The organism is Methanosarcina sp. DH2, assembly GCF_020804225.1.
In the GTDB taxonomy this organism is placed as follows: domain Archaea; phylum Halobacteriota; class Methanosarcinia; order Methanosarcinales; family Methanosarcinaceae; genus Methanosarcina.
In genome coordinates this window covers 677,783-702,933 of record NZ_WJBI01000001.1, presented here as the reverse complement: position 1 = coordinate 702,933, position 25,151 = coordinate 677,783, and the positions used below count along the sequence as shown (strand labels likewise).

General features: G+C 40.7%; 21 protein-coding genes and 3 tRNA genes. 11 read left to right on the top strand and 13 right to left on the bottom strand.

What is annotated here, in order from left to right; all coding sequences use genetic code 11:
* The first annotated feature begins 158 nt into the window (after positions 1-158).
* The 4 genes from FXV91_RS03095 to FXV91_RS03080 all read left to right on the top strand — a co-directional run bounded on the left by FXV91_RS03095 (position 159) and on the right by FXV91_RS03080 (position 6,505).
* Positions 159-2,591: a tetratricopeptide repeat protein gene (locus tag FXV91_RS03095; RefSeq protein ID WP_229388215.1), complete on the top strand. Its 2,433-nt coding sequence runs from the start codon at positions 159-161 to the stop codon at positions 2,589-2,591.
* A 353-nt stretch (positions 2,592-2,944) separates the two neighbouring features.
* Positions 2,945-3,793 (top strand): methanogenesis marker 8 protein, encoded by an 849-nt coding sequence (locus tag FXV91_RS03090; RefSeq protein ID WP_229388213.1) that lies wholly within the window; start codon positions 2,945-2,947, stop codon positions 3,791-3,793.
* A 257-nt stretch (positions 3,794-4,050) separates the two neighbouring features.
* Positions 4,051-5,223, top strand: a complete 1,173-nt coding sequence (locus FXV91_RS03085) for a hypothetical protein (protein WP_229388211.1) — start codon at positions 4,051-4,053, stop codon at positions 5,221-5,223.
* A gap of 430 nt (positions 5,224-5,653) precedes the next feature.
* The gene (locus tag FXV91_RS03080) at positions 5,654-6,505 is read left to right on the top strand and encodes a methanogenesis marker 8 protein (RefSeq protein WP_229388209.1); all 852 of its coding nucleotides are present in this window, start codon (positions 5,654-5,656) and stop codon (positions 6,503-6,505) included.
* A gap of 683 nt (positions 6,506-7,188) precedes the next feature.
* Here the strand turns inward: FXV91_RS03080 and FXV91_RS03075 are convergent.
* The 12 genes from FXV91_RS03075 to FXV91_RS03020 all read right to left on the bottom strand — a co-directional run bounded on the left by FXV91_RS03075 (position 7,189) and on the right by FXV91_RS03020 (position 18,425).
* Positions 7,189-7,326, bottom strand: coding sequence for a hypothetical protein (locus FXV91_RS03075; protein ID WP_229388207.1), 138 nt, complete (start codon positions 7,324-7,326; stop codon positions 7,189-7,191).
* 281 nt (positions 7,327-7,607) lie between these two features.
* Positions 7,608-7,745 carry a hypothetical protein gene (locus FXV91_RS03070; RefSeq protein ID WP_229388205.1) on the bottom strand — a complete coding sequence of 46 codons (138 nt, stop codon included), beginning with the start codon at positions 7,743-7,745 and terminating at the stop codon, positions 7,608-7,610.
* 363 nt (positions 7,746-8,108) lie between these two features.
* Positions 8,109-8,246 carry a hypothetical protein gene (locus tag FXV91_RS03065; RefSeq protein WP_229388203.1) on the bottom strand — a complete coding sequence of 46 codons (138 nt, stop codon included), beginning with the start codon at positions 8,244-8,246 and terminating at the stop codon, positions 8,109-8,111.
* A 368-nt stretch (positions 8,247-8,614) separates the two neighbouring features.
* On the bottom strand, positions 8,615-9,001 hold the full coding sequence (locus FXV91_RS03060; RefSeq protein ID WP_229388201.1) for a potassium channel family protein: 387 nt from the start codon (positions 8,999-9,001) through the stop codon (positions 8,615-8,617).
* A 293-nt stretch (positions 9,002-9,294) separates the two neighbouring features.
* Positions 9,295-10,710 carry a hypothetical protein gene (locus FXV91_RS03055; protein WP_229388199.1) on the bottom strand — a complete coding sequence of 472 codons (1,416 nt, stop codon included), beginning with the start codon at positions 10,708-10,710 and terminating at the stop codon, positions 9,295-9,297.
* Between the two features lie 455 nt (positions 10,711-11,165).
* Positions 11,166-11,930, bottom strand: coding sequence for an ABC transporter ATP-binding protein (locus FXV91_RS03050; protein ID WP_229388197.1), 765 nt, complete (start codon positions 11,928-11,930; stop codon positions 11,166-11,168).
* 219 nt (positions 11,931-12,149) lie between these two features.
* Positions 12,150-13,031 carry an AI-2E family transporter gene (locus FXV91_RS03045; RefSeq protein WP_229388195.1) on the bottom strand — a complete coding sequence of 294 codons (882 nt, stop codon included), beginning with the start codon at positions 13,029-13,031 and terminating at the stop codon, positions 12,150-12,152.
* A gap of 385 nt (positions 13,032-13,416) precedes the next feature.
* A complete protein-coding gene (locus FXV91_RS03040) occupies positions 13,417-13,776 on the bottom strand; it encodes a helix-turn-helix domain-containing protein (protein ID WP_229388193.1) in 360 nt (119 codons plus the stop codon).
* Between the two features lie 128 nt (positions 13,777-13,904).
* A complete protein-coding gene (locus FXV91_RS03035) occupies positions 13,905-14,384 on the bottom strand; it encodes a MarR family transcriptional regulator (RefSeq protein ID WP_229388595.1) in 480 nt (159 codons plus the stop codon).
* A 540-nt stretch (positions 14,385-14,924) separates the two neighbouring features.
* A complete protein-coding gene (locus tag FXV91_RS03030) occupies positions 14,925-17,204 on the bottom strand; it encodes a hydrophobe/amphiphile efflux-3 (HAE3) family transporter (RefSeq protein WP_229388191.1) in 2,280 nt (759 codons plus the stop codon).
* A 280-nt stretch (positions 17,205-17,484) separates the two neighbouring features.
* Complete coding sequence (locus FXV91_RS03025; RefSeq protein ID WP_229388189.1) at positions 17,485-17,835, bottom strand: TrmB family transcriptional regulator; 351 nt, start codon at positions 17,833-17,835, stop codon at positions 17,485-17,487.
* 104 nt (positions 17,836-17,939) lie between these two features.
* Positions 17,940-18,425, bottom strand: a complete 486-nt coding sequence (locus tag FXV91_RS03020) for a MarR family transcriptional regulator (RefSeq protein ID WP_229388188.1) — start codon at positions 18,423-18,425, stop codon at positions 17,940-17,942.
* 1,109 nt (positions 18,426-19,534) lie between these two features.
* Here FXV91_RS03020 and FXV91_RS19625 point away from each other — a divergent pair.
* Together FXV91_RS19625 and FXV91_RS03015 are read left to right on the top strand one after the other, a co-directional pair.
* On the top strand, positions 19,535-19,663 hold the full coding sequence (locus FXV91_RS19625) for a hypothetical protein (RefSeq protein ID WP_255679860.1): 129 nt from the start codon (positions 19,535-19,537) through the stop codon (positions 19,661-19,663).
* 98 nt (positions 19,664-19,761) lie between these two features.
* Entirely contained in the window at positions 19,762-19,977 is a 216-nt protein-coding gene (locus FXV91_RS03015; protein WP_229388186.1) for a hypothetical protein, read from the top strand.
* A 94-nt stretch (positions 19,978-20,071) separates the two neighbouring features.
* Here FXV91_RS03015 and FXV91_RS03010 read toward each other — a convergent pair whose 3' ends face one another.
* Positions 20,072-20,311, bottom strand: coding sequence for a hypothetical protein (locus FXV91_RS03010; protein WP_229388184.1), 240 nt, complete (start codon positions 20,309-20,311; stop codon positions 20,072-20,074).
* A 1,171-nt stretch (positions 20,312-21,482) separates the two neighbouring features.
* On the opposite strand from FXV91_RS03010, the gene FXV91_RS03005 reads away from it, so the two are divergent.
* The 5 genes from FXV91_RS03005 to pyk all read left to right on the top strand — a co-directional run bounded on the left by FXV91_RS03005 (position 21,483) and on the right by pyk (position 24,998).
* Positions 21,483-21,555 (top strand) — tRNA-Asn (locus FXV91_RS03005).
* Positions 21,556-21,664: 109 nt separating this feature from the next.
* A tRNA-Ile gene (locus FXV91_RS03000) sits at positions 21,665-21,739 on the top strand.
* A 95-nt stretch (positions 21,740-21,834) separates the two neighbouring features.
* A tRNA-Asn gene (locus FXV91_RS02995) sits at positions 21,835-21,907 on the top strand.
* A gap of 549 nt (positions 21,908-22,456) precedes the next feature.
* On the top strand, positions 22,457-23,380 hold the full coding sequence (locus FXV91_RS02990) for an aldolase (protein WP_229388182.1): 924 nt from the start codon (positions 22,457-22,459) through the stop codon (positions 23,378-23,380).
* 184 nt (positions 23,381-23,564) lie between these two features.
* A complete protein-coding gene (pyk, locus tag FXV91_RS02985) occupies positions 23,565-24,998 on the top strand; it encodes a pyruvate kinase (RefSeq protein WP_229388180.1) in 1,434 nt (477 codons plus the stop codon).
* The last annotated feature ends 153 nt before the right edge of the window (positions 24,999-25,151 follow it).

Below are 25,151 nucleotides of genomic sequence, written 5' to 3'. Positions count from 1 at the left end.
TATTTTCTAACGCCTTCAATACCAAAAAGATATTGGAGGAGTTTATGGATCTGGTAGCCCTTGCCCAGCAAGCGACAGATATTCTCGTTCCCGCCTTATCTGCCCTGTGTATTGCAGGAAAACCTGCATCAGATAGAGGCAAGGAAGTCCTTGTAGATATGATCTATGAAAAAGCATTTGAAAAACTCGGTTCAGAGGGTGGAAAAAGAGCACAGGCTATACTGGAGAAAATAAGTCCAAGAATGAGTGAATCCTTTGAAAAAGCACTCACAAAAGTTTCCAGAGACTCCGAAGACCCAAAAGCAAAGGAAGAGCTTCAGCAGGAAATCCTGAAACTACTTAGAGAAAATCCAGAGCTTGCCAGGGAAATCGAATTTACTATAAATCTCAATGTGGAAAATGTTGATCAATTCGCAGTAGGAAATTACAATAATTTCTTCAACTTTGAAACGCCTTCCGGTGACGAATTCATCAAGATAATTGAATACCTTGACCAAAAAAGAAAAGAAGCGGTGAATCAGGAAATCCTGACTCGTTATAATCCTTCAACGCTACCGAAGTATCCAAACCGATTAAAAGAGTTCGTTACCGAAAACCGTTCAGAAGAATTAATAAAAGCCCTTACATACCTCGAAAATCACCAAATTTTACTAATCAGTGGAGTTGGTGGTGTTGGCAAGTCTACTTTAGCAAGAGCTCTTGTAGATCTCAGACCCGTAAACGTTCCTGAACCTTTCTGGTTCAGCTTCTATGATAATCAGGATGCAAAACTGGGTGATATTCTTGAAAAAATCGCCGCTTACATGAATGCTCCTGAAATTGTATCATTTAAAGCCGAAAGAAGAGAACCAGGAAAAACTGATGTCGACAAACTTACTGGCGAACTTCATAGAAGGAGCGAAATCTGGCTCATTTTCGATGACCTTAGCACCATTCTTGAAGATCAACATTTTGCAGACAAAGGAATTGAACTTATCTTTTCATCCCTGCGATACAACACCCATAACGCAAAAGTCATCGTAACAAGCCGGATTCTGCCAATACTTGAAAATGGAGAAAGTCTTATTGATAGGATAGAGGATGAGGAAAAGCAGCACCTCAACGGTTTAAGAAAGGACTTTGCAGTTGACTACCTTGCCGGCAATGGACTTGACAAAGTGGAACCCGAAAAGCTGGAAGAACTGGCAACAGGTGTTGATGGTCATCCCCTTGCTTTAAAGTTACTTGTGGAGCTGGTAAAGGAATTCGGTGTGAAGGATACGCTCGAAGACCTGAGCATGTATCAGGAAAGTAAAGATGATACCATCAAAAAGGCAAGGAAATTATTTGACAAACTGGCAGGTGAAGAAAAAGAGCTTCTTGAGCGTGTCTCGGTTTATCGTGGATCTGTGGGTCTTGAAGGGCTCAAGGAAGTGTTTACGGAAAACACTCCAAAAAATGCCGTCAGGAAGCTTATCGATAAATCCCTTCTCGAAACCAACCACAATAGTAGTTACTGGCTCCACCCCCTTGTTCAGGAATTTTCCTACGATGATCTTGAAAATAAAAAAGAAGCTCATATGCTTGCAGTAAAATATTATCTTTTATTCTCACTACCAAAAAATCCAACCAAGAAAGAATATATTCGGTCAGCTATCGAAGCTCATTACCACGCTTGCAAAGCAGAAGAGTACGATCTGGCAGCAAATATCATATGGATGTATAATCTCCCCGATCTCCTAGACCTATGGGGAAATTCAAGAACCCTGATCGAAATTTACGAAAAATTATTACCAAAAGACCACTTCAAAGATGAAACGCTTCTCAATAATAGATCGATTCACGGATTTATTCTTGGAAACCTGGGGAGCGCACACAGTAATCTGGGAGAGCCGAGAAAAGCAATTAAATATTCTGAACAGGCACTGAAGTTTGTAAGAGAAACTGGAAACAAACGCGAAGAAGGCGTAGCCCTTGTAAATATAGGGAACGAATACTGTCATCTGGGCAAGCCAAAAAAAACCATTGAATACTATGAACAAGCTTTAAAAATTTTAAGAGGGGTAGAAGACCGGCGAGCAGAAGGAAATTTGCTTGGAAATTTGGGAAACGCACACAGTGATTTAAGAGAATCAAGAAAAGCAATTGAGTATTACGAACAAGCTCTTAGAATTGCTAAAGAAACAGAGGACAGACGCGCAGAAGGATATTTGCTTGGAAATTTAGGGAACGCATATAACGATCTAGGAGAAACTAGAACAGCAATTGAATATTTTGAACAAGCAATTAGTATTTTGAGAGAAATGGGGGCTAGGCGCGGAGAAGAAAACCACCTTGGAAATCTGGGGAACGCCTACCGTCGTCTGGGTAAGCCCAGAAAAGCAATTGAATATTACGAGAAAGCACTGAATATTTCAAGAGAAATTGGAGATCAACGTGGAGAAGGGAATCACCTTGGAAGATTGGGAGTAGTATACAGTGATTTGAGAGAGCAAAGAAAAGCAATTGATTTCTTGAAGCAATCCCTAGCTATAGGAAAAACGATTGAAGATCCAAGAATAATTAGGCTTTGCGAGAAGAAATTGAAGGAACTTGAAGGGGCTGAAGGTTGATTTTTATTTTCTGTTCTAATTTTATGGGAAAAGCCGTTTGCGAAGCAAACGGGGACGTTGCCTGGGGAATATACAAATTGGAAACCCGACCATGAAGTGAAAAGCAAGAAGCAATAACTTTTCGCTAAGGATACAGTAGTCAACAAGTATTTTATTTCAAACCCAATAGCTAAGAAATTGATTTGCAGAACCGCAATCCAAGTAACAAAAATTTCTGTAAAAGTCACAAGTAAAATCAAAAACCCCAAAACCAATAAACTATTAAATAAGCAGCCACAAACCTTACCTGCAATTTTTACCGAACCTTAATTTCTTAACAATCATATTTTTGCTCAGATAGTAAAGGTGTAACTATGCCCCATATAATGGAATTACTTGGAAAAACAAGAGTCGTCGTAAAAGATGGAAAAGTTATCGAAGTAGGAGAGCCTGAAGTCAAATGGTGCCCCCTCTTTGCCAAGATACGCGGGATCCAGAAGATCACCCCTGAAGAAGTAAAGAAGAATATGGAATTCAGGATCAGCGATTTCGGGATGTTTACGGACAAGCGTCGGCTGGAACTCGAGGATTTTGTAGGGTTTGGAGCATCTGAAGTTATGATGACAGGCCTGAGCAGAGGTTTACTTGACACAACCGTAACCGCCTGTGAAGGCGCAGGAACTGTTATTTCCAATAACCCAACCCTTGTTCAGGGCATGGGCGGCAGGATGTCCGGTCTGGTCGAAACCGAGCCCATTGAAGGCATTATAAACGGGATTGCCGAACGTGGCGGAATTGTGCTTGACCCCTCAACTGCCGTAATGGATCCGGTTGCAGGAGTGAAAAAGGCAGCCGAACTCGGATACAAAAAGATTGCAGTAACCGCGGCTTTCGGTGAAACAGCAAAAGAGTTACGGAAGCTTGAAGCCGAACTCGGGCTTGATTTGATAGTAATTGGAGTACATGTTACAGGTTTAGACAGGGAAGAAGCCCTGGTACTTGTTGAAAACTCGGACATCGTGACCAGCTGCGCTTCAAAGCCCATCAGGGATCTTGTAAAGCCCCTTGCTCAGGTTGGAACTGCTGTACCGCTTTTCGCCCTTACTCAGAAAGGAAAGGAACTTGTGATCGAAAGAGCAAAGGATATCAAGAGCCCACTCCTGATCAATACCATGAAGCTGCCTGTGCTTCCTGAAGAAAAACAGCCCAGAGATCTGAAATAAAAACGGCGCCAAAACCGTTATTACTTTTTTTCTTTTCTTTACCTTTCTTACATTTTTTAGTTTTTTCTTTTTCCATTCTTCTATTTTTTAGTTTTTTTCTTTTTCCTTTCTTCTATTTTTTAATTTTCTCCTTCTTCCTCTCTTTTTGTCAACAAAAAATTCATACGCAGCATTTTCTACGATAAGGTTATATTTTTTAGAATTTATGAATGTTCTATTTCTGAAAAAGTATTGCTTAAAGTTCCAGGGAAGATGAAATGACTGCCGTATTAAATGACAGAGAGCCTAAAAACATAACTCTTGAAGAGAGAATTATCACCGAAAAAAACAAGCTTTTACTCTTCATAAAAGAAAGGAATGATTACATCAGGAATCTGCCTGAAATTGAAAAAAAAGCATTTATTGAGTCAATACAGAAGGTAAAGGAAAGTAAAGACAAAATAGAGAGGTTGCTGGTGAAGAAGGACATCAAAAGAGGCATTGACGACCTTCTTTTTTCTTTTGAAGACCTTCCTCTTTTCGGAAAAGAATACTGGTTCATGAAATTCACAGCCGATGACGGGTCCAGGCGCCAGTTTTTTGTCACTTTCGGCAGGAGCGCAGGGGATACTGAAGTCAATGGCAGATATGTAGAGAATAGCAGGATAATAGACGATAAAACAGATGGGTATTTTGTCTCCTGGGCATATGATGAGAAAAAGCTAAAACTCACTGATGATCTGGGAGTCATTGAAGTGAAAGATGACAGGGTGACCTGCTCCAACAAAGATCTGAAAGCGAATTTTTATGGGTCGTTTCCTAAATATATGCTTGATATTTCAAGCAGCGGCAAAAAAATCTGCTATTTAGATATAAGGGAGCCGGAGAATAGTAATTACAATTCAGAGGTGGCTGAAAACTTCAGAGGCTTATTCGGTTATAGGCTCGCTAGCCTGTATTTCGATTTCGAGGGTGTGCTGCTTGATAAGAATTTCTCCGGAAAGTGCTATGCACAGAAAGTAATTGTCGTCGGACCTTTTATCCCCTGGAAATGGTCGAGAATCATTTTCATGAACGGGTCGATTCTAACCTACTATATCCCGAATATCGAGATTGGAGGATTAGAATACGAGATACGCAATTTCATGGAATTCTATGACACAGAAAACAAAAAGATGCACAACTTCAAGAAGGCAAAAGTGTACGAGTACCCGTCAGAAAAAGGGGATAAAAGATGGGTTATTACCGCTGAAGAAGGCAAAGTATTCATGGTCATGAAGAGCTATTGCAAGGAGTCTTTCAGTTTTATGAATAACTTTAATTTCAGTTATATAGAGAACCTTGTCGATGTCGTTGATTTCCAGATCGAGACCGATGATAAAGTTATAACATTAAAGGAAACCGGTAGTGGATTGGGCATGGTTGAAGATACATCAGGATTCGGAATATGATTTAATAGAATTCTGCTTTTTTCGCGGATTTGAGCATATCAGGTGCTGAGTATACAGGCTCCTGAAGTCCATTTTTTTCGGGCTTAAGGAAAAGATAACTATTTATAGGGATCGGGGCTCAGGTAAGGTTACACCCGCTACACCCACCCGCTGAGACTGCTGCTTTCTCTGGCTCAACCATATAATATTTCTATTATCATTTTTTTATATAACGAAAAAAGCCGCATACTACTTTCTTACTATACTCTGTTTCCTGAGTAAATTTGAGATTCCATTTTGGGGCAAAGAAATCTATACTGATCTAATTTTTTTGCATTAGATCAGATTACTTCTAAGACAGGGCCCTTAAGGTTAAAGTGCGAATTATTAAGGCAGGAATCACAATATTAAGTAATACGATTTCTTCAAGTCTTGGAAGGTGTGTTTCAATATGCCTCATATAATGGAATTAATGGGGAAAGCCAGGGTAGTCGTAAAAGACGGAAAGGTCGTTGAAGTTGGAGCTCCGGAAGTAGAATGGTGCCCTCTCTTTGTCAAGCTGCGCGGAGTCCAGAAAATGACCCCGGAAGAAATTAGGAAAAACATGGAGTCTCGGATCAGCGAGTTAGGGATGTTTACGGAAAACCGCAAGCTTGAATTTGAGACAACTGTTGTTGCTTTTGGCGCCTCAGAAATAATGATGAGCGGCCTCAACAGCGGTTTCCTTGATACAACCGTCACCGCCTGCGACGGCGCAGGAACAGTGATCTCCAGCAACCCGGCTCTCGTCCAGGGAATCGGAGGCAGGATGTCAGGCCTGGTCGAAACTGAGCCGATAGATGCGGTCATCAAAGGTATCGAAGAGCGCGGAGGAACCGTACTCGACCCCTCAACCGCATCCATCGACCCTGCAGGCGGGGTAAAAAAGGCCGCAGAAATTGGCTACAGGAAAATCGCAGTTACAGTTGCAGATGCCGGAACCTCCAAAAAAGTCAGGGAAATCGAATCCGAACTCGGGCTCGACCTGCTCATCATTGCAGTACACGTAACAGGTGTCAGCCGGGAAGAAGCTCAGGGGCTGCTGGATAACGCGGATATTGTTATCAGCTGCGCTTCCAAACATATCAGGGAACTTGCAAAGCCTCTTGTACAGGTGGCAGCTGCGATCCCTCTCTTTGCTCTCACGCAGAAAGGAAAGGAACTTGTGATTGAAAGGGCAAAGGATATCGAAAGCCCGATTTTGATCAATACCATGAAACTTCCGGTTTTGCCGGAGCATAAGCAGCCGAGAGAATTAATTTAAGGGCAGTAACCTGCTCTTTTTACTTATTCGTTGTAAGAAACATCTTAAACGTAAAGAATATTTAGAGCGTATTCAGGGTGTAAAATCAACCTTCATCCCATTTATTTCAACTTTCATCCCATTTATTTCAACCTTCACCCTTGACAGAGGAAAGGAAGAGATATTGATTAAAAGGTTAACTACCAGGATTCTGGTTTCTTATCTACTCTTTATGAAAAAAAGAGACGAATTTTGATTGAAATGGACAAAACAGATAAAAATCCATTTCTGATTAATTTACCGGGTTTTCCGAACTGCTTATTTCTGGCAGCCCGGGTCCCGGAGATTTGATTTGAGAGCAGCAACTTATCATTTATTATTTCTTATTCCGTTTTTTAGTCATTATTCCGTTTTTTAGTCATTATTCCGTTTTTTAGTAATTATTCCGTTTTTTAGTCATTATTCCGTTTTTTAGTCATTATTCCGTTTTTTAGTAATTATTCCGTTTTTTAGTCATTATTCCGTTTTTTAGTAATTATTCCGTTTTTTAGTAATTATTCCGTTTTTTAGTCATTATTCCGTTTTTTAGTCACGATTGAGCTCTTAATGTTACAAATTTGCTGTATTTTCCAATTTTAGAAAGTCTTGAATCTTGATAAGCTGCTGCTGAGAGGGTTGGCTTTCAGGTAGTGATTGGTCTGTTTTTACTGCCTTGCACCTTTGGACGGTTTGCGTTCATATTTTTCGTCCTTCTTTGCATAGATTGCTGGTGATGGAGCTTTTGCCTGGGGTTTCCCATGTGCTGCTCCTGCCTTCTGGGTATCACCGATTGTCTTTGTCATAAATAAACACCTCTATATTTTATATTTTAGATAAGTGCTTAATTATTCAAGAAACTTTTATAGAGTCAACTTATTAAACTATAATTGAACTTACCATTTATAATTGATCTATAATAAATTTAAGAGCAGCAGCTTATCTTTTATTAATTCTTATTCCGTTTTTCAGTCACGATTGAGCTCTTAATTTTACRAATTCACTGARTTTCCCAGTTTTTGGAAGTCTTGAATCTTGATAAGTTGCTGCTGAGAGGGTTGGCTTTCAGGTAGTGATTGGTCTGTATTTACTTCTTTRCACCCTTGGACGATTTGCTATCAGCTTTTGCGTCCTTTTTTGCAGATTTTTCCGGTGCTGGAGCTTTTGCCTGGGTTTTTCCACTAGCGGCTCCTGATTTTTGAGTATCACTTATTGTCTTTGCCATAAATAAACACTTCTTTACTTATATTTTTATATAAGTGTTTCATCTCATAGAATTATTTATCAAATATAACTGAACTTACCAATCTATAGTCTATTTACGATGGATTTAAGAGCAGCAACTTATAATTTATTATTTCCTTATCCCGTTTTTTATTTATTATTCCGTTTTTTATTTATTATTCCGTTTTTTATTTATTATTCCGTTTTTTATTTATTATTCCGTTTTTTATTTATTATTCCGTTTTTCAGTCACGATTGAGCTCTTAATTTTACGAATTCACTGAGTTTCCCAGTTTTTGGAAGTCTTGAATCTTGATAAGTTGCTGCTGAGAGGGTTGGCTTTCAGGTAGTGATTGGTCTGTATTTACTTCTTTACACCCTTGGACGATTTGCTATCAGCTTTTGCGTCCTTTTTTGCAGATTTTTCCGGTGCTGAAGCTTTTGCTGGTGTTTTTCCACAAGCAGCTCCTGACTTTTGAGTATCACTGATTGTTTTTGCCATAAGACACCTCTGATTTAATATATTATATAAGTAGCAATTATACTCTTTTAAATATATATATTAGTTTCTAACCCAAATGTTCACTTATTCAAAAAACTTGTATATGATCAACCTATCAAACTATAATTGAACTTACTAATCTCTAATCAATTTACGATGGTGACACTATACACTCAAATAATCTTATCCCAAAATGTTGGTTCTTCAGTCACTTTTACTTCGGCCCTGTCCATATATCTTCTTCAGGTGCATTTGAGAACAAACAGAAGCAAACTATGTTACTGTAATAAGCACTGCCTTTACAAAACAAAGTATTTTAATGAATCATTGAATTAATTTGATGTAAGAAGCCTGGTGAAGAGTGAACTTTATCTTTTTCCTTCCAACTTTCCAACTACTCCAGAGAAATCAAGTTCAGTTTCAGATTTTTCTTTTTCCTGCGTTTTTTTCTCAACTTTTTCTACCCTTCTATCGATTAAATACTCTCCAATTGGTGTGACAAAACCAACAAGAATTCCGAGCCCCAGAAAAATATAGACTACAGTAAAAAGCTTTCCGACATCGGTTTTAGGTGTAAAGTCTCCATATCCCACAGTTGCCAGCGTAATAACTGAAAAATAGAAAGAATCAAGCCAGCCCCAGCCCTCAACAGAATGATAGAAAAGAGTGCCCGTAGAAAGGGTTAGTACAACAAGATACAGTAGGGATCGGAACTTAGGGTCCTTAAGTAGTGTCCTTAACGCCTTTAAAAGCATTACTATCGTAAAAAGAAATGGTATCGTAGCCTTTCCCCCTGACTGCTTAAACTACCTAAATCTCTTTCCCCTTATTCTAAATAAAAGAGGTTGTAGAACCCTTTCTCCTTCATATGTTTCCTTTAAGGCTTAAAAAGACATCTATGAAGGAGATAAAACCGTGTTAATAGGAAAGAATCAAGCTTGAAGGTAATAAACACATGGTTTGAAGTAATAGATTCATGGTTTGAGGAAATAAACCCATGAGTTATTCCATTGTAGAATAAATCATGGGTATCCGAAACTGCTGGCCCTTAAAAACACAGGCAATCATTGCGATCCCACTTCCTGAAACCTTTCCCGAGAAGATACAGGGCAACAGGAATCAGCAACAGGTCTACAAGCGCATAGTATGTTCCAAACATGGACAGGATTATGTTAAGCATAAGGAGCGGCATAACTGAGAGCGTATAAAGAGCAAAGTTCTTTCCGTTGTAGAGGTTAATTGAAGGGGAAAGCCCTGTAAGGTAAACAAGTACCGAAACCATGTAAAGTGAGATCGTGAGGAAAAGCAACAGGGACGGGATCAGGGACAGAGGGTCTTTTTGAAGGGCGAGCAGTGCAAGAATTACCAGTGGGACCAGGTTAAGGATAAGATAGCTGTTCAATTTACTCTTTATCATGTCAGAGACCTTCAGGGGGAGAAAGGCATAGGAAGCAAAAATATCATACTCGGTGAGCCAGTTATACATTGAAGATGAAAGCACTCCCAGCACCAGGGCAAAAAGTGTAAGTGTGTTCAAAGCCGGTATAACCCTCCCGAGAGCGGACAGCAGTATCCAGACTAGCAAAAGAGGCAGCACGAAAGAGAAAATAACTTTCCCGATCCCTCCTTCACTTCTTTTAAGGTCAAGGGAATCTTTCGCAACAAAGGCCGCGTACCTGTACGGACCCAGATACCTGCAAAGCTTTGAAAAGGAGTTGGAAAAGCTCTTCTGTGCCTGAGGGAAGTCAATTTTCAGGAAAATAAGCGACATAGCGGAAGGAGCAAGGATCAGAACACCGGAAAGCAGGAGCTGATTTTCGGAAGGGACAAGGAAAAAGGAGAGGCTTGGCAGGGCATAAAGAGTGTCCTGGCTCAGGTTTCCGGAAGTATGGAGCAGGAGAAGAGAAGCAGCAAACAGACAGAAAAGAGAAATCTTTCCTGAGTGAGCGTAAATGGTAGACAGGAAGAATACTGCAGAAATTCCTATCATAAAAGAAATAGAAAGAGTAAGAAGAAGAGTTAGAATGGTTGAAGGAACACCGAAATTACCTGCAGGAACAAAAACTGCAGCAAGGGCAAAGCCTGCAACAAAGGGCAGGATGTAAAGGACAAAATAGTACACAATATCCTTTCCAAGGAAGTTAGCAAAGATAAACCTTTCAGAAACAGGGAGCACTCTTGAAGAATATGCAATCAGACTTGCCTGCCCGAAGCGGCGGTTCATTAATTCGCGGCCCATAAGCCCGAAAGCACCCACCATGCCCCCCACAAGCAGGAAAAGGTAATGCATCCCGAGAGCTATCTGTGCATCAGTAATGATCTCCCTGAACACAGGCAGGACCAGGCTTACAAAAAATGTAAACAGGAAAATGAAGACCGGAAATAAGGCAAAACCACTGTGCCCGAAGAGACTTGAATGCATCCGCCACTCTTCTTTAATCATACTTTTGAAAATGTCAAACATAAAATCCCTTCAGTCAATTGTTTTTATACTCACCGTTTTTCTTACTTGCTATTTTTTACGCTTACTTTTATGCTTGCTTTTTCCACAACTGTTTTTGCTCACACAGGTGACTGTCTTCTAATAAATTCTGTTCTTACATCCCTGAGCAGTATTACAGGTAGCAACAGATAGGTATTAGAGAACAGACAATATGTTACAGGATATTATAAAATTTAATTAAGTTGCTATTTATATAATTAATACCATAATTGTTCATGTAATAAGAATAATAATTACAATTTACATACCGAGTTATATAATAATAACAATAATAACGATAATAGTAATAATAACTTATATGCTAGGTCATATAAGTATTCATATAATTATTCATATAATCATTCATATAATTATTTACATAAATATATAAATGACTATTTTATGGGCCTCCCAATAAAATATTATATAAAGTATTATCAGGCTATTGCCGAGACTCTTTTTAAAGTTCCCTCCAGCATATCTTTTGAAATTCCTTTTCGTTTGCTGACAAGCTCCAGGAAAAACTCTTCAAAATTTTTACCCTGAAGCACGGGGTCGTCAAGGCGGCCTTTATAAACCAGCTTTCCTCTGTAAATTATTCCTATACTTGTACAGATTTCTTTTGCAATTTCAAGGATATGCGTGGAAATGAAAACAGTCCCCCCATTCCTCACATAATCCTGCAAGAAGTCCTTAACCTTTCTTTGCATTACAGGATCAAGATTGATAAGTGGCTCGTCGATAATGGCAAGTTCAGGCTCGTGTAAAAAAGCCTGGGCAAACATGAGTTTCTGCCTTGTACCCCTTGAAAGGTCTTTGCATAGTGAATTTTTCTGGTCCCCAAAATCGAAGAATTCGAACCATTTCTCGCAGACTTTTTCATAATGTTCCATTTTTCGAATCTTTGCAACAAAATGCAGATACTCTTCTGCAGTCAGAAAACTTGGGGGGGTTTCCTGTTCCGGAATAACGCCTACAAGCTCCCTGACCCTCAGAGGATCTTCGAGTACATTTATGCCGTGCACTTTAAGGGTACCGGAGGTTGGCTTTATTTGCCCTGTAAGCATTTTGATCATAGTTGTTTTTCCGGAGCCATTTGGGCCCAGGAGACCAAAAAGCTCACCTTTCCCGATAGAAAGGTCTACGCCGTCTACTGCTTTCGTTTGTCCGTAAGATTTAGAAAGACCCTTTACCTCAATCATATTTTCAGGCTCCTTCAAAGTGGTAATTCAGGTTCTTCAAAGTCGTAATGCTCCAACAGTCAAATAACTCTTATCAAATACTCTTAATATATTTTTAAACCTTTCTATGTTCCGGAGTACTATGAGAAATCTCCCGGCATTTTTAATCCTGTACTCAAAAGTCCTTATTTTAGTCCTTATTTCATAAGAGTGTTTGAACTATACAGGCATAAAGGAATATTAATCTTCATAATATATATTTACTAGTTCCCTATAAGACTCTTTAATAATTATTTTGTATACAATGTATATAGGGATTGCGAGTACCATGCCGAGGGGGCCCAGGAGCTTGGAGGCGGCAAGTGTTAAAACCACACTTAAAAGCGGGTTAATATTCACTTTTTCCGAGATCATGAATGGAATGAGGTAAAGGTTGTCAATTAGCTGGGCAATAATAACCGTTATCACTGCAAGGAGAGCTGTCATCGGACTGGCGATATAACCCACGATAACAGGAGGGATTGCCCCCAGAAGAGGGCCAATATAAGGAATAATATTTAGAAAACCTGCCAGGATGCCCAGGAAAAGCCACCCGTCAATACCTGCCAGATAAAACCCTATACAGCAAATCAGACCGATAATAGCAGACTCAAGCATTTTAGCACTGAAGAAATCCTCAAGCTCACGGCCTATACTTTTTAAGGCCCTGACAATTCCATCCGCATGTTCAGGAGGAGCGTAGTACTGAATGTAGTTCCCTATTTTATTATGGTGCTTGAAGTATACACCAAACATGAGAGGAATTATCAATATGCCGGTAAAAAAATAATAAGATGCCTTCGAAACAAGATCGGCAATCCCTGAAAAAATAGTATTTCCTATTTTTTGCAGATCCTGAGGTTTAATAACTCCGGAATCCACAAGTTTTGAAAGCTCGGACTCGTGTTCTGAAAAAAGGGCTGAAGCTCCGCTTGCGTAGTCCTGCTGTATGCTGAAATCCCCTATAAGGACTCCAAGGCTCTGGACCTGACTGCCCAGAAGAAACAGGAAAGCAAGCCCTGCACCTGTAAGCAGGATTAGACTCACTACCTTCGATTGCAGTTCGGAAACCTGTTCATGCACCTGTTGAATGCTTTTATAACTTTTTCCGTAATCAAGATAAGGATTGCACCTGCTATGAGGACTATGAAAATGTCCTCAAAATAGAAAAGTATTGCAAAAAAAAACGTGAAAAGTATAGTTGTTAATGCCGGAAACTGCCATATGTTCCTGTTGGTACTGAGAGGCATGTAATCCTACCTTTAAAATCTTACCTGGTTATTGTCAATAAGAAGTTTTTAGTGTCCAGATAGTTCCTTAAAAATATAAATAGTAGCTCCTTTCAGTCCGTTAAAATTGAAAAAATAAGAGATTCTGAACTACTTCTGCATCGACAGGGAAAAAAGAATCTTAAGAGTCTGATATCTTCCGTTCCTCTATTTTCAGGCCCTTTTCCGTTCCTCTATTTTCAGGCCCTTACCCTTTCCCCATAGAAACGTTCTGAAGCAAAGTTATTACTTCCAGGAGTCAGGGAATTCAGTTCACTGGCGGTTTCACTTAAAGAAAGCATAAAGTCTGCCCTTATCCTTAAAATTAGCTTTTCTGGCTGGATGCAGCAAAAAAGGGTTGGTTCGCCTTCGATTATCCTGATGTAGCCTTTTTTCTCCATTCCTCTAAGGGTTCCATAGATCTTGGGTCTCGGAACTCCAGCATTTTCAGCAATTTCACTGGCTTTTGCCTGCCTCAGGCAGATAAGTGATGCATAAATTTTGGCTTCGTTGCCTGTAAAACCCAGTTTCTGAAGGTTCTCAACAAGCTTAAGAGTCATTAGGGTTTCCTCCGTCTTTCACGCGCTAAAATGTGATCTATCTGGTATTCTTCATAATTTAACGGCTTAATTGACCAATAATTTCACATAGCCAGTAATTTTCCAGAATCAGATCGCAGCCGCCTTATTCAGGCAGTCCGGCTGAAATCAATTTTCCGCAGGATTTTTACCATGGTCTCGAGGCTATGCATATAATCCTCAACGTCCTTATTATCCACAAACTGAAGGATTTCATCAGCCATTTCAGTGGTAATCCGGTTTAAACAATTATAATAATCAAGCCCTTTTTCGGTAAGGGAAACGAGCACCTTTCTCCTGTCACCAGGGTCGGTCTTCCTGAACACAACCCCTTTCTTTTCAAGGTCGTCAACCATCCTCGTTAAACTGCTCTTTTCCATTCCTGTGTATTTTCCAAGAGTAGAAGGCATAATTTCTCCTTCTGTCCCTATGATTTTAATTACCATTGGCTGGTTCTTGCTCAGTTCCCTGAACTTGCCTGCAATTTTTTTCTGAAAGGTCTGCTCAAAAATCAGGTTATCGAGAGCATCTCTTTCCATTGACAGAAGGATTATTTTACTCAATGTTGCCTCATCCATTTCTTTAATCATCCCTTTTTGCGGATCTTTCGGATCCTTCTGAGCCCTTTCCCTAAAAAACTGGCCCATAATTTTTAGAATTATAATGAATTATCATGATATACGTTGAATTTTCAATTATACTAAATTGAATAATTGACATTTGTATGGTTGATAACTCAACTAATATCTGATGGCATATAAATATTCCGATACTTTCTCAAACTAAGCTTAAAAATAATATTTTATTCTTGTTCTTTCTTCCTCTTTCTGGAAAAGATCTTGCGCCTGCATCGAGTATGACAAGAGCAAGGGAGTAAGCCTGGGCTTAATTAAGAAATCCTGTCTGATTAATACCGGATGCAATTATATCTCATTTGGAGATACGAATCTGTATCTGCCCAGCTCCCAAACATGTCATTCAGGGAAAAGAGAAATAGGGGAGAGAGAGCCTGAGTCGTATTTTTTCCAGGGACCTGTGTGCTCTTAGTAAAGTCCCATAGATCAAGTAACCTTGAGTTCATGCTATTTTTCTCTCTCCAGACCGTACAATTTTATCCAGATCCTGCTTACTCATGTATTGATAGGTCCGGTCAGATGCTTTTTCCTTAAATCCTGTAATCTCTCAAAAATTCCCAGCTTCTTTCCCCGATAACTGTCCATCAGGACGATAAGAGGCGGGAAGATCACAAAGGTTACAACCATTGCGAGGAGGACATCTATTACCGTAATCAGTCCGAAACTACTCATCATCGGGAATGGCGAAGCGATCAGGGCTGAAAACCCAAATACAGTTGTAGCTCCCGAAGCAATAAGAGCTGTGCCTGTAGTAGACGAGGCCTGATATATGGCATTCACAGGACTCATTCCGGCATCCCTTTCCTCAAAATAACGCTCCATCATCAGAATTGAATATTCGGACCCGACTCCAAGAATCAGAGAGCCCATAACTGCAGTCATAGGGTTGTATGCAATATTCAGGGCCGACATTACAAGACCTGACCAGCCGATTACGACCAGCATGGGGATAATGGGAGAAAGAGCCTTTACGATATCCCTGTAAACAATCAGGAGGCCCACAAATACAAGGAGAACCCCGAGCAGGGTCATCTGACTTCGGCCTGTTGTAAGCCCGGAAACCATATCAATGGTAACTACCGAGCTGCCTGTAACCGTAACAGAAACTCCAGGAGGCGGCTGCATCCACTGGACGTCTGTCAGGACAATATCTCGAAGCTCCTCAATTCCCGTAATTTCAAGATCTGCCATAGCAGTCCCGATGTCCAGGTTAATATGAAGCAACTGGTTTCCTTCGATGTATTCCTGCTTTTGACTTTCCGGAATTTCATTGTATATTGCCTGTATTTCTCCAGAGGTCGCGGGGATTGTCCCGCCGTTTCGTTCCTTTACGAGGTCCACTATGCTTGAAGCACTGTAAATATGCCCTCTGTTTTCAACTTCATGCTGGGAAAACTCATCCATCCATTCCAGCAGTTCCGGATTACTTGCATCATCGACTTTCAGGATAATATTAAGGTGGTCTCCGGATCCCGACAGGAGACTCTGCATGTTTTTGTAGTTGATAAGGGAAGGCATGTCCTGTGGAATCATAGAGTTAGTATCAGTCTGGATGGGAATTGACTGATCAGCATAAAGCCCGGCACAGCAGGTCAAGAAGGAAATTACAAGAATCAAGGTAGAATATTTGAGGGTAAGACCTGTGAGTTTTTTCAGAATATTTTCAATTGCTCCGGGTCCATTTTTGCCGTTTTTACCTGCTTTACCCTTTTCTTCCCCTTTCTTCTTAAACAGCCCATAAGGATTTTTTCTGGAGATCCAGTCAAAACTGTAAAGAGTAACCAGCCCGAAAAAGAGCGAAGAAAGGTAACACATGATAACACCGATGAGCAGGAGTTTTCCGAAGTCCTGGATCATGGGGACAACTGAAGTAAAAAGCGCAACAAAACCAAGCGCTGTCATTATAAGGGCAACCAGTACGGCAGGTGCGGTGTTCTTGATCGTAGAGACAAGGGCCTGCGAAGAAGTATTGCCTCTCTGGATTTCCTCTTCCATTCGGTTGTGGAACTGGATGGAATAATCAATTCCGAGACCGATCAGTATCGGAAAAGCTGCCATGGAAACCATTGTCATTGGCACGTCGAGGTATCCCATGACCCCAAAAGTAAAAAGGACTCCAAGCAACACAACAGGAAGCGGAAGCAGTCCCCATCTGACATGCTTGAAAACAAGGAGAAGGACGACTACCATAAGGATTCCGGCGATCCCGAGCAGCATGCCCATACTTGTTCCCATTTCACTTTCAATGTCAAGCACCAGCGAAGGCCTGCCTGTGAGAGTCAATTTGTAGCCAGGGGGAAATTCAGATTCTTTTAATGAGATTTCTATATTATTGATAATGTCTTTCTGCTGCTGGCTCGTACTGCTTCCTTCGATCTGGATAACTGTGAGCATGTGGGTCTCATCAATCACCAGGCTCTCGAAATATTCCGGGTAACTCTCCATCATCTCCCGGACCTCCCGGTCAGAATCCGGAACATTTGACCTTCCGGACTCAGCATAGTTAATTTGCTTCAGGATGGATGCAGCGCTTGAAACCTTGGTGACTCCGGGAACCATCATAGCTTGCTGCTCCAGCCTGTCGGAGGCTTTTGCGAGGGCTTCGGTTTTCACATCATTTCCCTCGACCATCAAAACGATGCTCTCTGTACTGAAGGTGTTCAGGAAAAGGTGGTTATAGTCCTTATACAGCTGCGAATCCTTCGACACCTGAGTCTCGGTTCCGGATGCCATTTCGATGTATTGGGCTCCCTGCAAGGATAGCAGAACCAGCATAAGTACGACAGCCAGTATGACTGCACGGTTGTTCAGAACAAAAAGTCCTAGTTTTTCAAAGATGTTTTTTATAAGGAATCCCCCTTAGGAGACTTGTTTTTAGTTGAGTCTGTTTTTCAATCAAGTTTTCAATCAAGTTTGTTTTTCATCCACTTCATTTTATATTACTCAGGACAGCCACGGGACAAACATTACCAAAGCAGCAGCTAACAGGCATTGGTTTTGCTGCAAAATATCCTGAGCAGAACCTGAAAAAATGCGCTGAATTCTTTTTAACACTTCATCCCCAGTCCTGCAGATTCTCCTGAAGACAGGGCTTCATTTTAAGGCTTAAAGCATGGAGTCCACAGAAGGTTTCATCCAGAGAAAGCAAAAAATTAGCTCTGATTCTTGAGATCAGTTCCTCCGGACGTATGCAACTGAAATGAATCGGTTCCCCTTCAGTTATCTGTACGTATCCTTTCTCTTCCATCCCTCTCAAAACTTTGTACACCTTGGGTCTGGGAACCCCGCTTGTTTCATAGATTTCCCTTGCAGTTGCCGTTTTCATACAAACAAGGGTGGCATAGATCTTGGCCTCATTTTCCGTAAAGCCAAGTTTCTGAAGGTTATTGATCAATTTCAGGGTCATGCTTTTTCCTCAGGAAAAAAAGCTAAAAATGAAAGTCCTATATTGATTCGACGTTAATTCCGGTTATTATTGACTCCGGGGCTTCGAGACTTCCGGCTCCCTGCTTATTTTCTACTTTCCATTACAGAATCGATTTTTCTCAGGACTCGCAGCATTGTTTCAAGACCTTTTTCGAAATCCCTCAAATCCTGCTCTTCAACCAACCCAAGGATTTCGGTAGCCATCTCCTCAGATTTTCTATTAAGGAAATCATAACACCGCTCTCCTTTTTCGGTCAGGGAAATAAGGACTTTTCTCCGGTCTTCAGGATCGTTTTTTCTCCTGACAAATCCTTTCTCTTCCAGGGAATCCACCATTCGTGAAAGGCTACTCCTGTCCATTCCCACATACGTTCCGATAGTAGAAGGCATGATTTCCTTTACCAATCCAATTATCATGATAACGAGAGGCTGGTTTTTGTTAAGTTCCTTGAGTTCGGAGTTTTGAGAGGCGGCTACTTTTTGAAAAAACCGATCTTCAAATAATTTATTGTGAAGCGTTCGGAATTCAAGATCCATTAGCCTCACTTTTTTAGCGCATTCAGGGTCCATGTTTCCTCCAGGGATTTACGAGCAAGAACTGGTGATAATTTAGTATAAATGAAATTTCAATTGTAAAGATACAGACAGTTAGAATTCTGACTGATGCAAAATCAACAAACGTATGGTATTCGAGATGATGCAATACTATTTAAAAATATCCGTCAACAAAATTTGCCTGCTTATTCCGGAATTTATCCTGAAATTGAAAAGTTTTCTGAAAATTCTACCGCAGTTAGTTTCACTCGCTTCGCTCGCTCGAGGAGACTAATTATGGACAATTAACGTTATTTTTCTCTTCGCTCAAGAATCAAATTATAGATTTTTTTTACCCGTACAACGTTACACTGTACCAGGTCGTTTTTGTTACGCTTGACGCAGGAAAGCTGTCTTTTCAAAGAGAAGAAAAAAAGAAGAGAAAAACCCTGAAAGTAAAAACGATGAGAACGCTTTTGAGTTAGAAAGAAAGAAAAACAGATCAAGAAGACATAAATTTCGGTCTCATCTCTCTTTCAAATATGTTTTTCTTTCTTTTTTTGCAGGACTGCCAGACAAACTGGCGGAGGCGTTGATACATACCTGAAATTAAGAGTGCCTGAAATTAAGAGCTGGTTTTCGGTGTTAAGAAAAGCATCCTCTGATCTTAGGGGCATTTATTCAGCATATTGTTTCTCTTAATTTCGGTATTGGTTTGCAGATTGTTTTTTACCAGACTGGCAGGCCGGCCCAGAGCCGGTGCGGTGCAGGGAGAGAAAAAAGATAGATTTTCTTCTGGATTCAGGAAGAGATCAAATAGCTAATCAAGGATCATCAATGTGAAGAAAGCTTGAAGAACAATTTTTTTTCCTTTCATACAGCCTTTGAATTTTTTGAAACTATATTGAGTAAGCTTTTTGAAATATCGGACAAAACATAATTGCAAGCCTTAAAATAGAATCAGGCTAAAGACTTAGAAAATAGGCCGAAAACAGCCTTCGAAAAACTCTTTTACCCCGGAACTACTTCATAACTTAAACCATCTTGTAACTTAAATTATCTCACAACTGGAAAGATCTCATGTCTAGTGAACTACTCCTCCCTGTCCAATCCGGCAAACCGGATCGTCTGAGGGAGGGGCTTCCTTGAGACTACTCAGCCTAAAAACAATATCTGAGCGATCCTCTTCCTTCATCCCCCTCTCTAATGAGAGCGAGTCCAGAGGCTCTACCCTGCGTTCCGCAGGTGAAGAAAAATCAAAGTGGAAGATATGAGTGTGATGATGCTTGAGATGCACAACGGCTTGCGGCTTTCCCCGCCTTGTTCCCGATCCCTTCGGGAGTTGTCACATCCTGTTTGCCCACTTCCTAGCTTGGTTCTCGCTTCAGATTGGGGTGACAATGCAACAAGAACTATATGGTTTCAAGGAAGAATAAATTTATCAGATTCAATAAAAACAGAAGGTGTGGAAGTTGACGGCTTTCATCCCCCACCTGCCACTTCCGGTAAACCGGAAGTGTCGAGGAAGGGAACTTCCCGCCTTATAGTTAAAAACAAAAAAGAAAAAATTAAAAACAAAAAAAGATAAAATTAAAAAGAGAAAGTAAGAGCCTTTTCAGGCTCATTTTTAAAAGAGCAATTTTTTTCCCGATTCTCTAAAGTTAAACTCCTTTGTCTCCAGATTAAGTCCCTACTATAGCATTTCGGGTGTCTTCAGAAAGCTTAAGATCAGTGGTGGAAGATACCCTGTGGGCAGACAGCGATTTCTGGACATGAAGCACATCAACTCCCCCTGACAAACATGCTTCCGAACTCACACGCCCACAACTCCGGCAATAGTAGAAAACATTCGAACCCATTACCTGGCGTTTTAGCCTGGTCTCACATACACTGCAAAACTTATGAATACTGGAATTTTCCATTGAAACTCCTCATCCATAAATCATGATTGAATCGAGCCTTGCAGTGCCTATTTTTGTCCAGTACTTACAAATATTACAATACTGGGTCTTGCCGTCTAAGCTCAATTTTAGTTTGGCATGGCATTTTGGACATATTTTTAGATGTTTCGTGAATAAACCCCCTTGAATATCCATTTTTAAACCTCAGTTTTAAGTGGTAAAAAGCCCGACAAAACCGATGAGTTTCCCTGACAGTACCTTAAAACGACCTGATATAGGATACCCCGCAATACAGAGAAAGCAGTCGACCTCTAACCCCTGAAGTTAACAATTTAAAAGCCTTTTTCGACCTTTATACTGAAATTAATCGAATTCCCCCGGACAGAGCCTCAGATAAAGGCGTTTTAAGCTAACTGAACATGTACTGCTTAAAAATTAGATCTGCCCGATCTCGCTGCATCAATGCTACAACAAGTAATCAAATATATTATTCCTGAAAGGATATAAGTTTTGGCTCGAAAACAATTATTGTTATATGTGATTAGAAGGCAAAAGGATGCCATTAGAAGAAATACTATAAAAAGAGAGCAGAAACAGATAGAGAAAAGAAGGCAAGTACTGAACTGCTTACACTGGTTGAATGAATGATAAATCCAATGTTGATTGGATAAAAAACTTCAGTTAAACGTATGTTAAATTCAATAGTTATCGAATTAAGATATCTGTCGAATAATCACTGAAAGAATATGATTAAATAAAGAAAGATTTTGATCGGGCATCAACTGGAAGAGATTAATAAAAATATTAAGTTAACAGGACAAAGATGTCGGTTTAATGGTTAGTGAAATCGATATTAGTGAAATCAATGTTAGTGAAATCAATGTTAGTGAAATCAATGTTAGTGAAATCAATATTAGTGAAAGCAATATTAGTGAAAGCAATATTAGTGAAAGCAATATTAGTGAAAGCAATATTAGTGAAATGAATATTAACTAAACTGATCTGGAACAGATAAAGATGCTGATGAAAAAGAGCGGCTACCGGTGTAATGAAGATTTGCGTCACAGGACCCTTTATAAATATCCATAAGGCTGCCTATAAAAAGAGTTTCAAGCGAAATATATAAATACCATTATCGCTTTAGGAATGTTCGCGACAGGGTAAGTAAAAAAGAACACACCCGATCATATAAGCCGCTTTAACTCAGTTGGTAGAGTGTCTGGCTGTTAACCAGAATGTCGTAGGTTCGAGCCCTGCAAGCGGCGTAAGACTTTTGCATATTTCACAGCGTTTTTTCAGGAAAAATAGAAACACTTGCAAAAAGTTTATTATTAAAGCCGTACTAAAACTACTAAGCGTTATAGAAACCAGAACGGGCCTGTAGCTCAGTCAGGTTAGAGCGCTCGGCTCATAACCGAGCGGTCACCGGTTCAAATCCGGTCAGGCCCATAAAATTTACCCATAAAATTTATATCCTAAGAATCTCCTGTATGAGAAGGTTCAAAGGTAAAAAATCGAAAATGGAACATTATTCCAATCAGAAAGCCGCTTTAACTCAGTTGGTAGAGTGTCTGGCTGTTAACCAGAATGTCGTAGGTTCGAGCCCTGCAAGCGGCGTAGAAAATCGGACTTTTTTTTAATATTTTGTTTTTAATATCTATTTCCTTGAATATTATAATTCTTTCATTAGTTGTTCTTTCATTATTATATCTGGAGCTTTGGATTCTATTTCTTCATACTCAAACCGGTGATTGTCTGGATTTTTAATTTTTCCGAAATGCTTAATAATCCATAATCGAATAGTTTTTTCATACTAAGCAGTAAGGATTGGGAGATATCAGGAAGTTTTGAACAGGGGAGAATTCCTGATGTAACATGCCATTAGTCTAACTGAGAAAATTATTAAATATAGTGGGAAAGAATAAAGTAAATAAATCATTTCCGGTGAATAAAGTAAATGAATGACTTCTGATGAATAAAGTAAATAAATCATTTCCGGTGAATAAAGTAAATAAATCATTTCCGGTGAATAAAGTAAATGAATGACTTCTGATGAATAAAGTAAATAAATCACTTCTGGCATTACTACTATCTTCTAACTAAATTATTCTGATACTACTCTAACATCCAGTTGACTGCTACTCAATCAGACTGAGGTTTATACACATGGTTTCAATTAACAAAGAGGACGTAATCGTACCTTTAGATGTCCCGAAAACAATGCGCGAGACATACACGAAAAACTACATGGAAATTACAAAGGGCAGCGGAAGGCTGATGCTTTTTGCTGGAGACCAGAAAGTTGAACATTTAAATGACGACTTTTTCGGAGAGGGAGTCCCTGAAGATGACGCAGACCCTGAACACCTGTTCAGGATTGCGTCTCAGTCAAAAATAGGGGTTTTTGCAACCCAGCTCGGGCTGATTGCCCGCTACGGTATGGACTACAGGGATATACCCTACCTTATAAAAGTAAACTCCAAAACCCACCTGGTTGAGACCGCGCAGGCTGATCCTTTTAGCAACCTCTGGTATGATGTTGACCAGGTAGCTGAGTTTAAGGAAAACAGCGGGCTCAATATACTTGGCGTTGGGTATACAATCTACCTTGGCAGCGAGTTTGAAGCCGAGATGCTCGTGCAGGCTGCCCAGGTAATTTATGATGCCCACCAGCATGGAATGTTATCTGTACTCTGGATCTACCCCCGCGGAACTGCCGTAAAAGATGAAAAAGACCCTCACCTGATTGCAGGGGCAACAGGAGTAGGAGCCTGCCTCGGGACTGACTTTGTAAAGGTTAATTACCCGAAAAAGGAAGGGGCAAAATCTGCAGAGATTTTCAAGGAAGCCGTCAAAGCAGCCGGACGCACCAGAGTAGTTTGCGCTGGCGGTACGAGTGACGAAGCCGAAACCTTCCTTAAAAAGCTCTATGACCAGATTCATATCTCCGGAGCCGAGGGGAACGCAACCGGAAGAAATATCCACCAGAAACCCCTGGCTGAAGCTGTTCGCATGTGTAACGCTGTCTACGCCATAACCGTTGAAGACTCAAGCGTTGAGGAAGCCCTGAAAATTTATAAAGGTGAATAAGCAGGCGTAGAGACCTACAAAACTGTACGCAAAAACTAAAGAATCCTGTAACACGGACAGGCAACAGGAATAAAACTCTTCCATCCGGGACCGATAAAAGGGGGCAACCGGAGCGCTCAGAGAATAACCAAGAAAAAATAAAAGCGGCATCGAATAAAGAATCAAATATCAAGGCAGTGTAAATATGCAAATCCCGGACCATAAGACGAAGATCGTCTGCACAATAGGGCCTGCCTCCTCTTCGGAGGAGATTCTCAGGCAGCTTATGCTTGCGGGCATGAACGTGGCAAGGATAAACTTTTCCCATGGAGACTTCGAGAGCCATGCCAGGGTTATCCGAAGCGTACGTAAGGTCGCAGAAGAACTGGACAGGACAATTGCAATCCTTGCCGACCTGCCTGGCCCGAAGATCCGTATAGGCAAGCTAGAGAAAGAACCTATTATGCTCCATAAGGGAAATCTGATAACCCTTACTGTTGACGACTCACCGGGAAACGAGGAGCGTATTCCTGTCAACTACAAACAGCTCCCTGAAAGCGTATCTCCCGGAAGCCTCATTTACCTGAGTGACGGGTTCATCCAGCTCCGCTGCTTGGAGATCTCGGGAAACGATGTTCTTTGCGAAATTATGATAGGGGGAGAGCTCTATTCCCATAAAGGGTTAAACCTGCCAGGAGCGAAAATTTTCCTTGACCCAGTGACCGAAAAGGACTTCAAAATCCTTGAGTTTGCCCTTGATGAGGAAATAGATATGTTCAGCATCTCTTTTGTAGAAAGTGCCGAAGATATCCGAAAGGTCAGGAATTTTGCTGCGTCCAGGGGAAAGCAGGTATACATAGTCTCAAAAATAGAACGCAGGCAGGCTGTAGAAAATATTGAGGAAATTCTTGAAGAAACCGATGCCCTTATGGTCGCAAGAGGAGACCTGGGAGTCGAGATTCCCATCCAGGAAGTCCCTTCAGTCCAGAAAGAACTTATCCAGGGGTCAAAGCTCCTGGGAGTTCCTGTAATTACCGCAACCCATATGCTGGCTTCCATGACCGACAATATAAGGCCTACACGAGCCGAAGCCACAGATGTTGCAAATGCCATCCTTGATGGGACGGATGCTGTCATGCTCTCGGAAGAAACCGCAGTTGGGAATTATCCTGTGGAAGCCGTTGAGATGATGGCAAAGATTGCAAAGACCACTGAAAACTGGCGTTCCCGGACGAAATGGGGGATCGATACAATGATCAAAGCCATAACTTCCAGAAAAATGTCAGTTGACGAAGTGATCACCCTCCAGGTCTATGAAGCTCTGCAGAAACTGCCTGTAGCAGCCGTACTGACCCCTACAAGGAGTGGGGCAACCCCCCGCAGGATCTCACGCTTTAACCCCGACCCATGGATCCTGGCTTTCAGCCGTGTCCCCAAAACCTGCAGGTTCCTTTCCCTATCCTACGGCGTTTATCCGGTTATTGTGAAGGAAACAATTGAAAGCTGGGAAAATGAGACCATCGAAAAAACAAAAGAACTGGGATTTGCAGAAAGCGGAGATATTGTAATTTTAACCCAGGGGCCCGCTTCCGGAAAAGCCGGAGGCACAAATATGCTCAAGATTCTCACCCTTGACTGATGCTCAAGATCCTGACTAACCTTGACTGAATTTATGATCGGGCAGATAACTTCAAAAAACTGAAATCAGGCTTAAAAACTGCAATTATCCGGAAAATTCTTTCCTGTATTAGAAAACGGATGTGAACACTATTTTTATAATATAATAACAATA

Coding starts and splice junctions, on each gene's coding strand:
- FXV91_RS03095 (WP_229388215.1), top strand. CDS start 159: ATGATCTATGAAAAAGCATTTGAAAAACTCGGTTCAGAGGGTGGAAAA.
- FXV91_RS03065 (WP_229388203.1), bottom strand. CDS start 8,246: ATGGCAAAAACAATCAGTGATACTCAAAAGTCAGGAGCTGCTTGTGGA.
- FXV91_RS03075 (WP_229388207.1), bottom strand. CDS start 7,326: ATGACAAAGACAATCGGTGATACCCAGAAGGCAGGAGCAGCACATGGG.
- FXV91_RS03050 (WP_229388197.1), bottom strand. CDS start 11,930: ATGATTGAGGTAAAGGGTCTTTCTAAATCTTACGGACAAACGAAAGCA.
- FXV91_RS03060 (WP_229388201.1), bottom strand. CDS start 9,001: ATGCTTTTAAAGGCGTTAAGGACACTACTTAAGGACCCTAAGTTCCGA.
- FXV91_RS03010 (WP_229388184.1), bottom strand. CDS start 20,311: ATGGAAAATTCCAGTATTCATAAGTTTTGCAGTGTATGTGAGACCAGG.
- FXV91_RS03020 (WP_229388188.1), bottom strand. CDS start 18,425: ATGGACCCTGAATGCGCTAAAAAAGTGAGGCTAATGGATCTTGAATTC.
- FXV91_RS03080 (WP_229388209.1), top strand. CDS start 5,654: ATGCCTCATATAATGGAATTAATGGGGAAAGCCAGGGTAGTCGTAAAA.
- FXV91_RS03090 (WP_229388213.1), top strand. CDS start 2,945: ATGCCCCATATAATGGAATTACTTGGAAAAACAAGAGTCGTCGTAAAA.
- pyk (WP_229388180.1), top strand. CDS start 23,565: ATGCAAATCCCGGACCATAAGACGAAGATCGTCTGCACAATAGGGCCT.
- FXV91_RS03040 (WP_229388193.1), bottom strand. CDS start 13,776: ATGACTCTTAAGCTTGTTGAGAACCTTCAGAAACTGGGTTTTACAGGC.
- FXV91_RS03025 (WP_229388189.1), bottom strand. CDS start 17,835: ATGACCCTGAAATTGATCAATAACCTTCAGAAACTTGGCTTTACGGAA.
- FXV91_RS03055 (WP_229388199.1), bottom strand. CDS start 10,710: ATGTTTGACATTTTCAAAAGTATGATTAAAGAAGAGTGGCGGATGCAT.
- FXV91_RS03085 (WP_229388211.1), top strand. CDS start 4,051: ATGACTGCCGTATTAAATGACAGAGAGCCTAAAAACATAACTCTTGAA.
- FXV91_RS02990 (WP_229388182.1), top strand. CDS start 22,457: ATGGTTTCAATTAACAAAGAGGACGTAATCGTACCTTTAGATGTCCCG.
- FXV91_RS03030 (WP_229388191.1), bottom strand. CDS start 17,204: ATGCTGGTTCTGCTATCCTTGCAGGGAGCCCAATACATCGAAATGGCA.
- FXV91_RS03035 (WP_229388595.1), bottom strand. CDS start 14,384: ATGATTAAAGAAATGGATGAGGCAACATTGAGTAAAATAATCCTTCTG.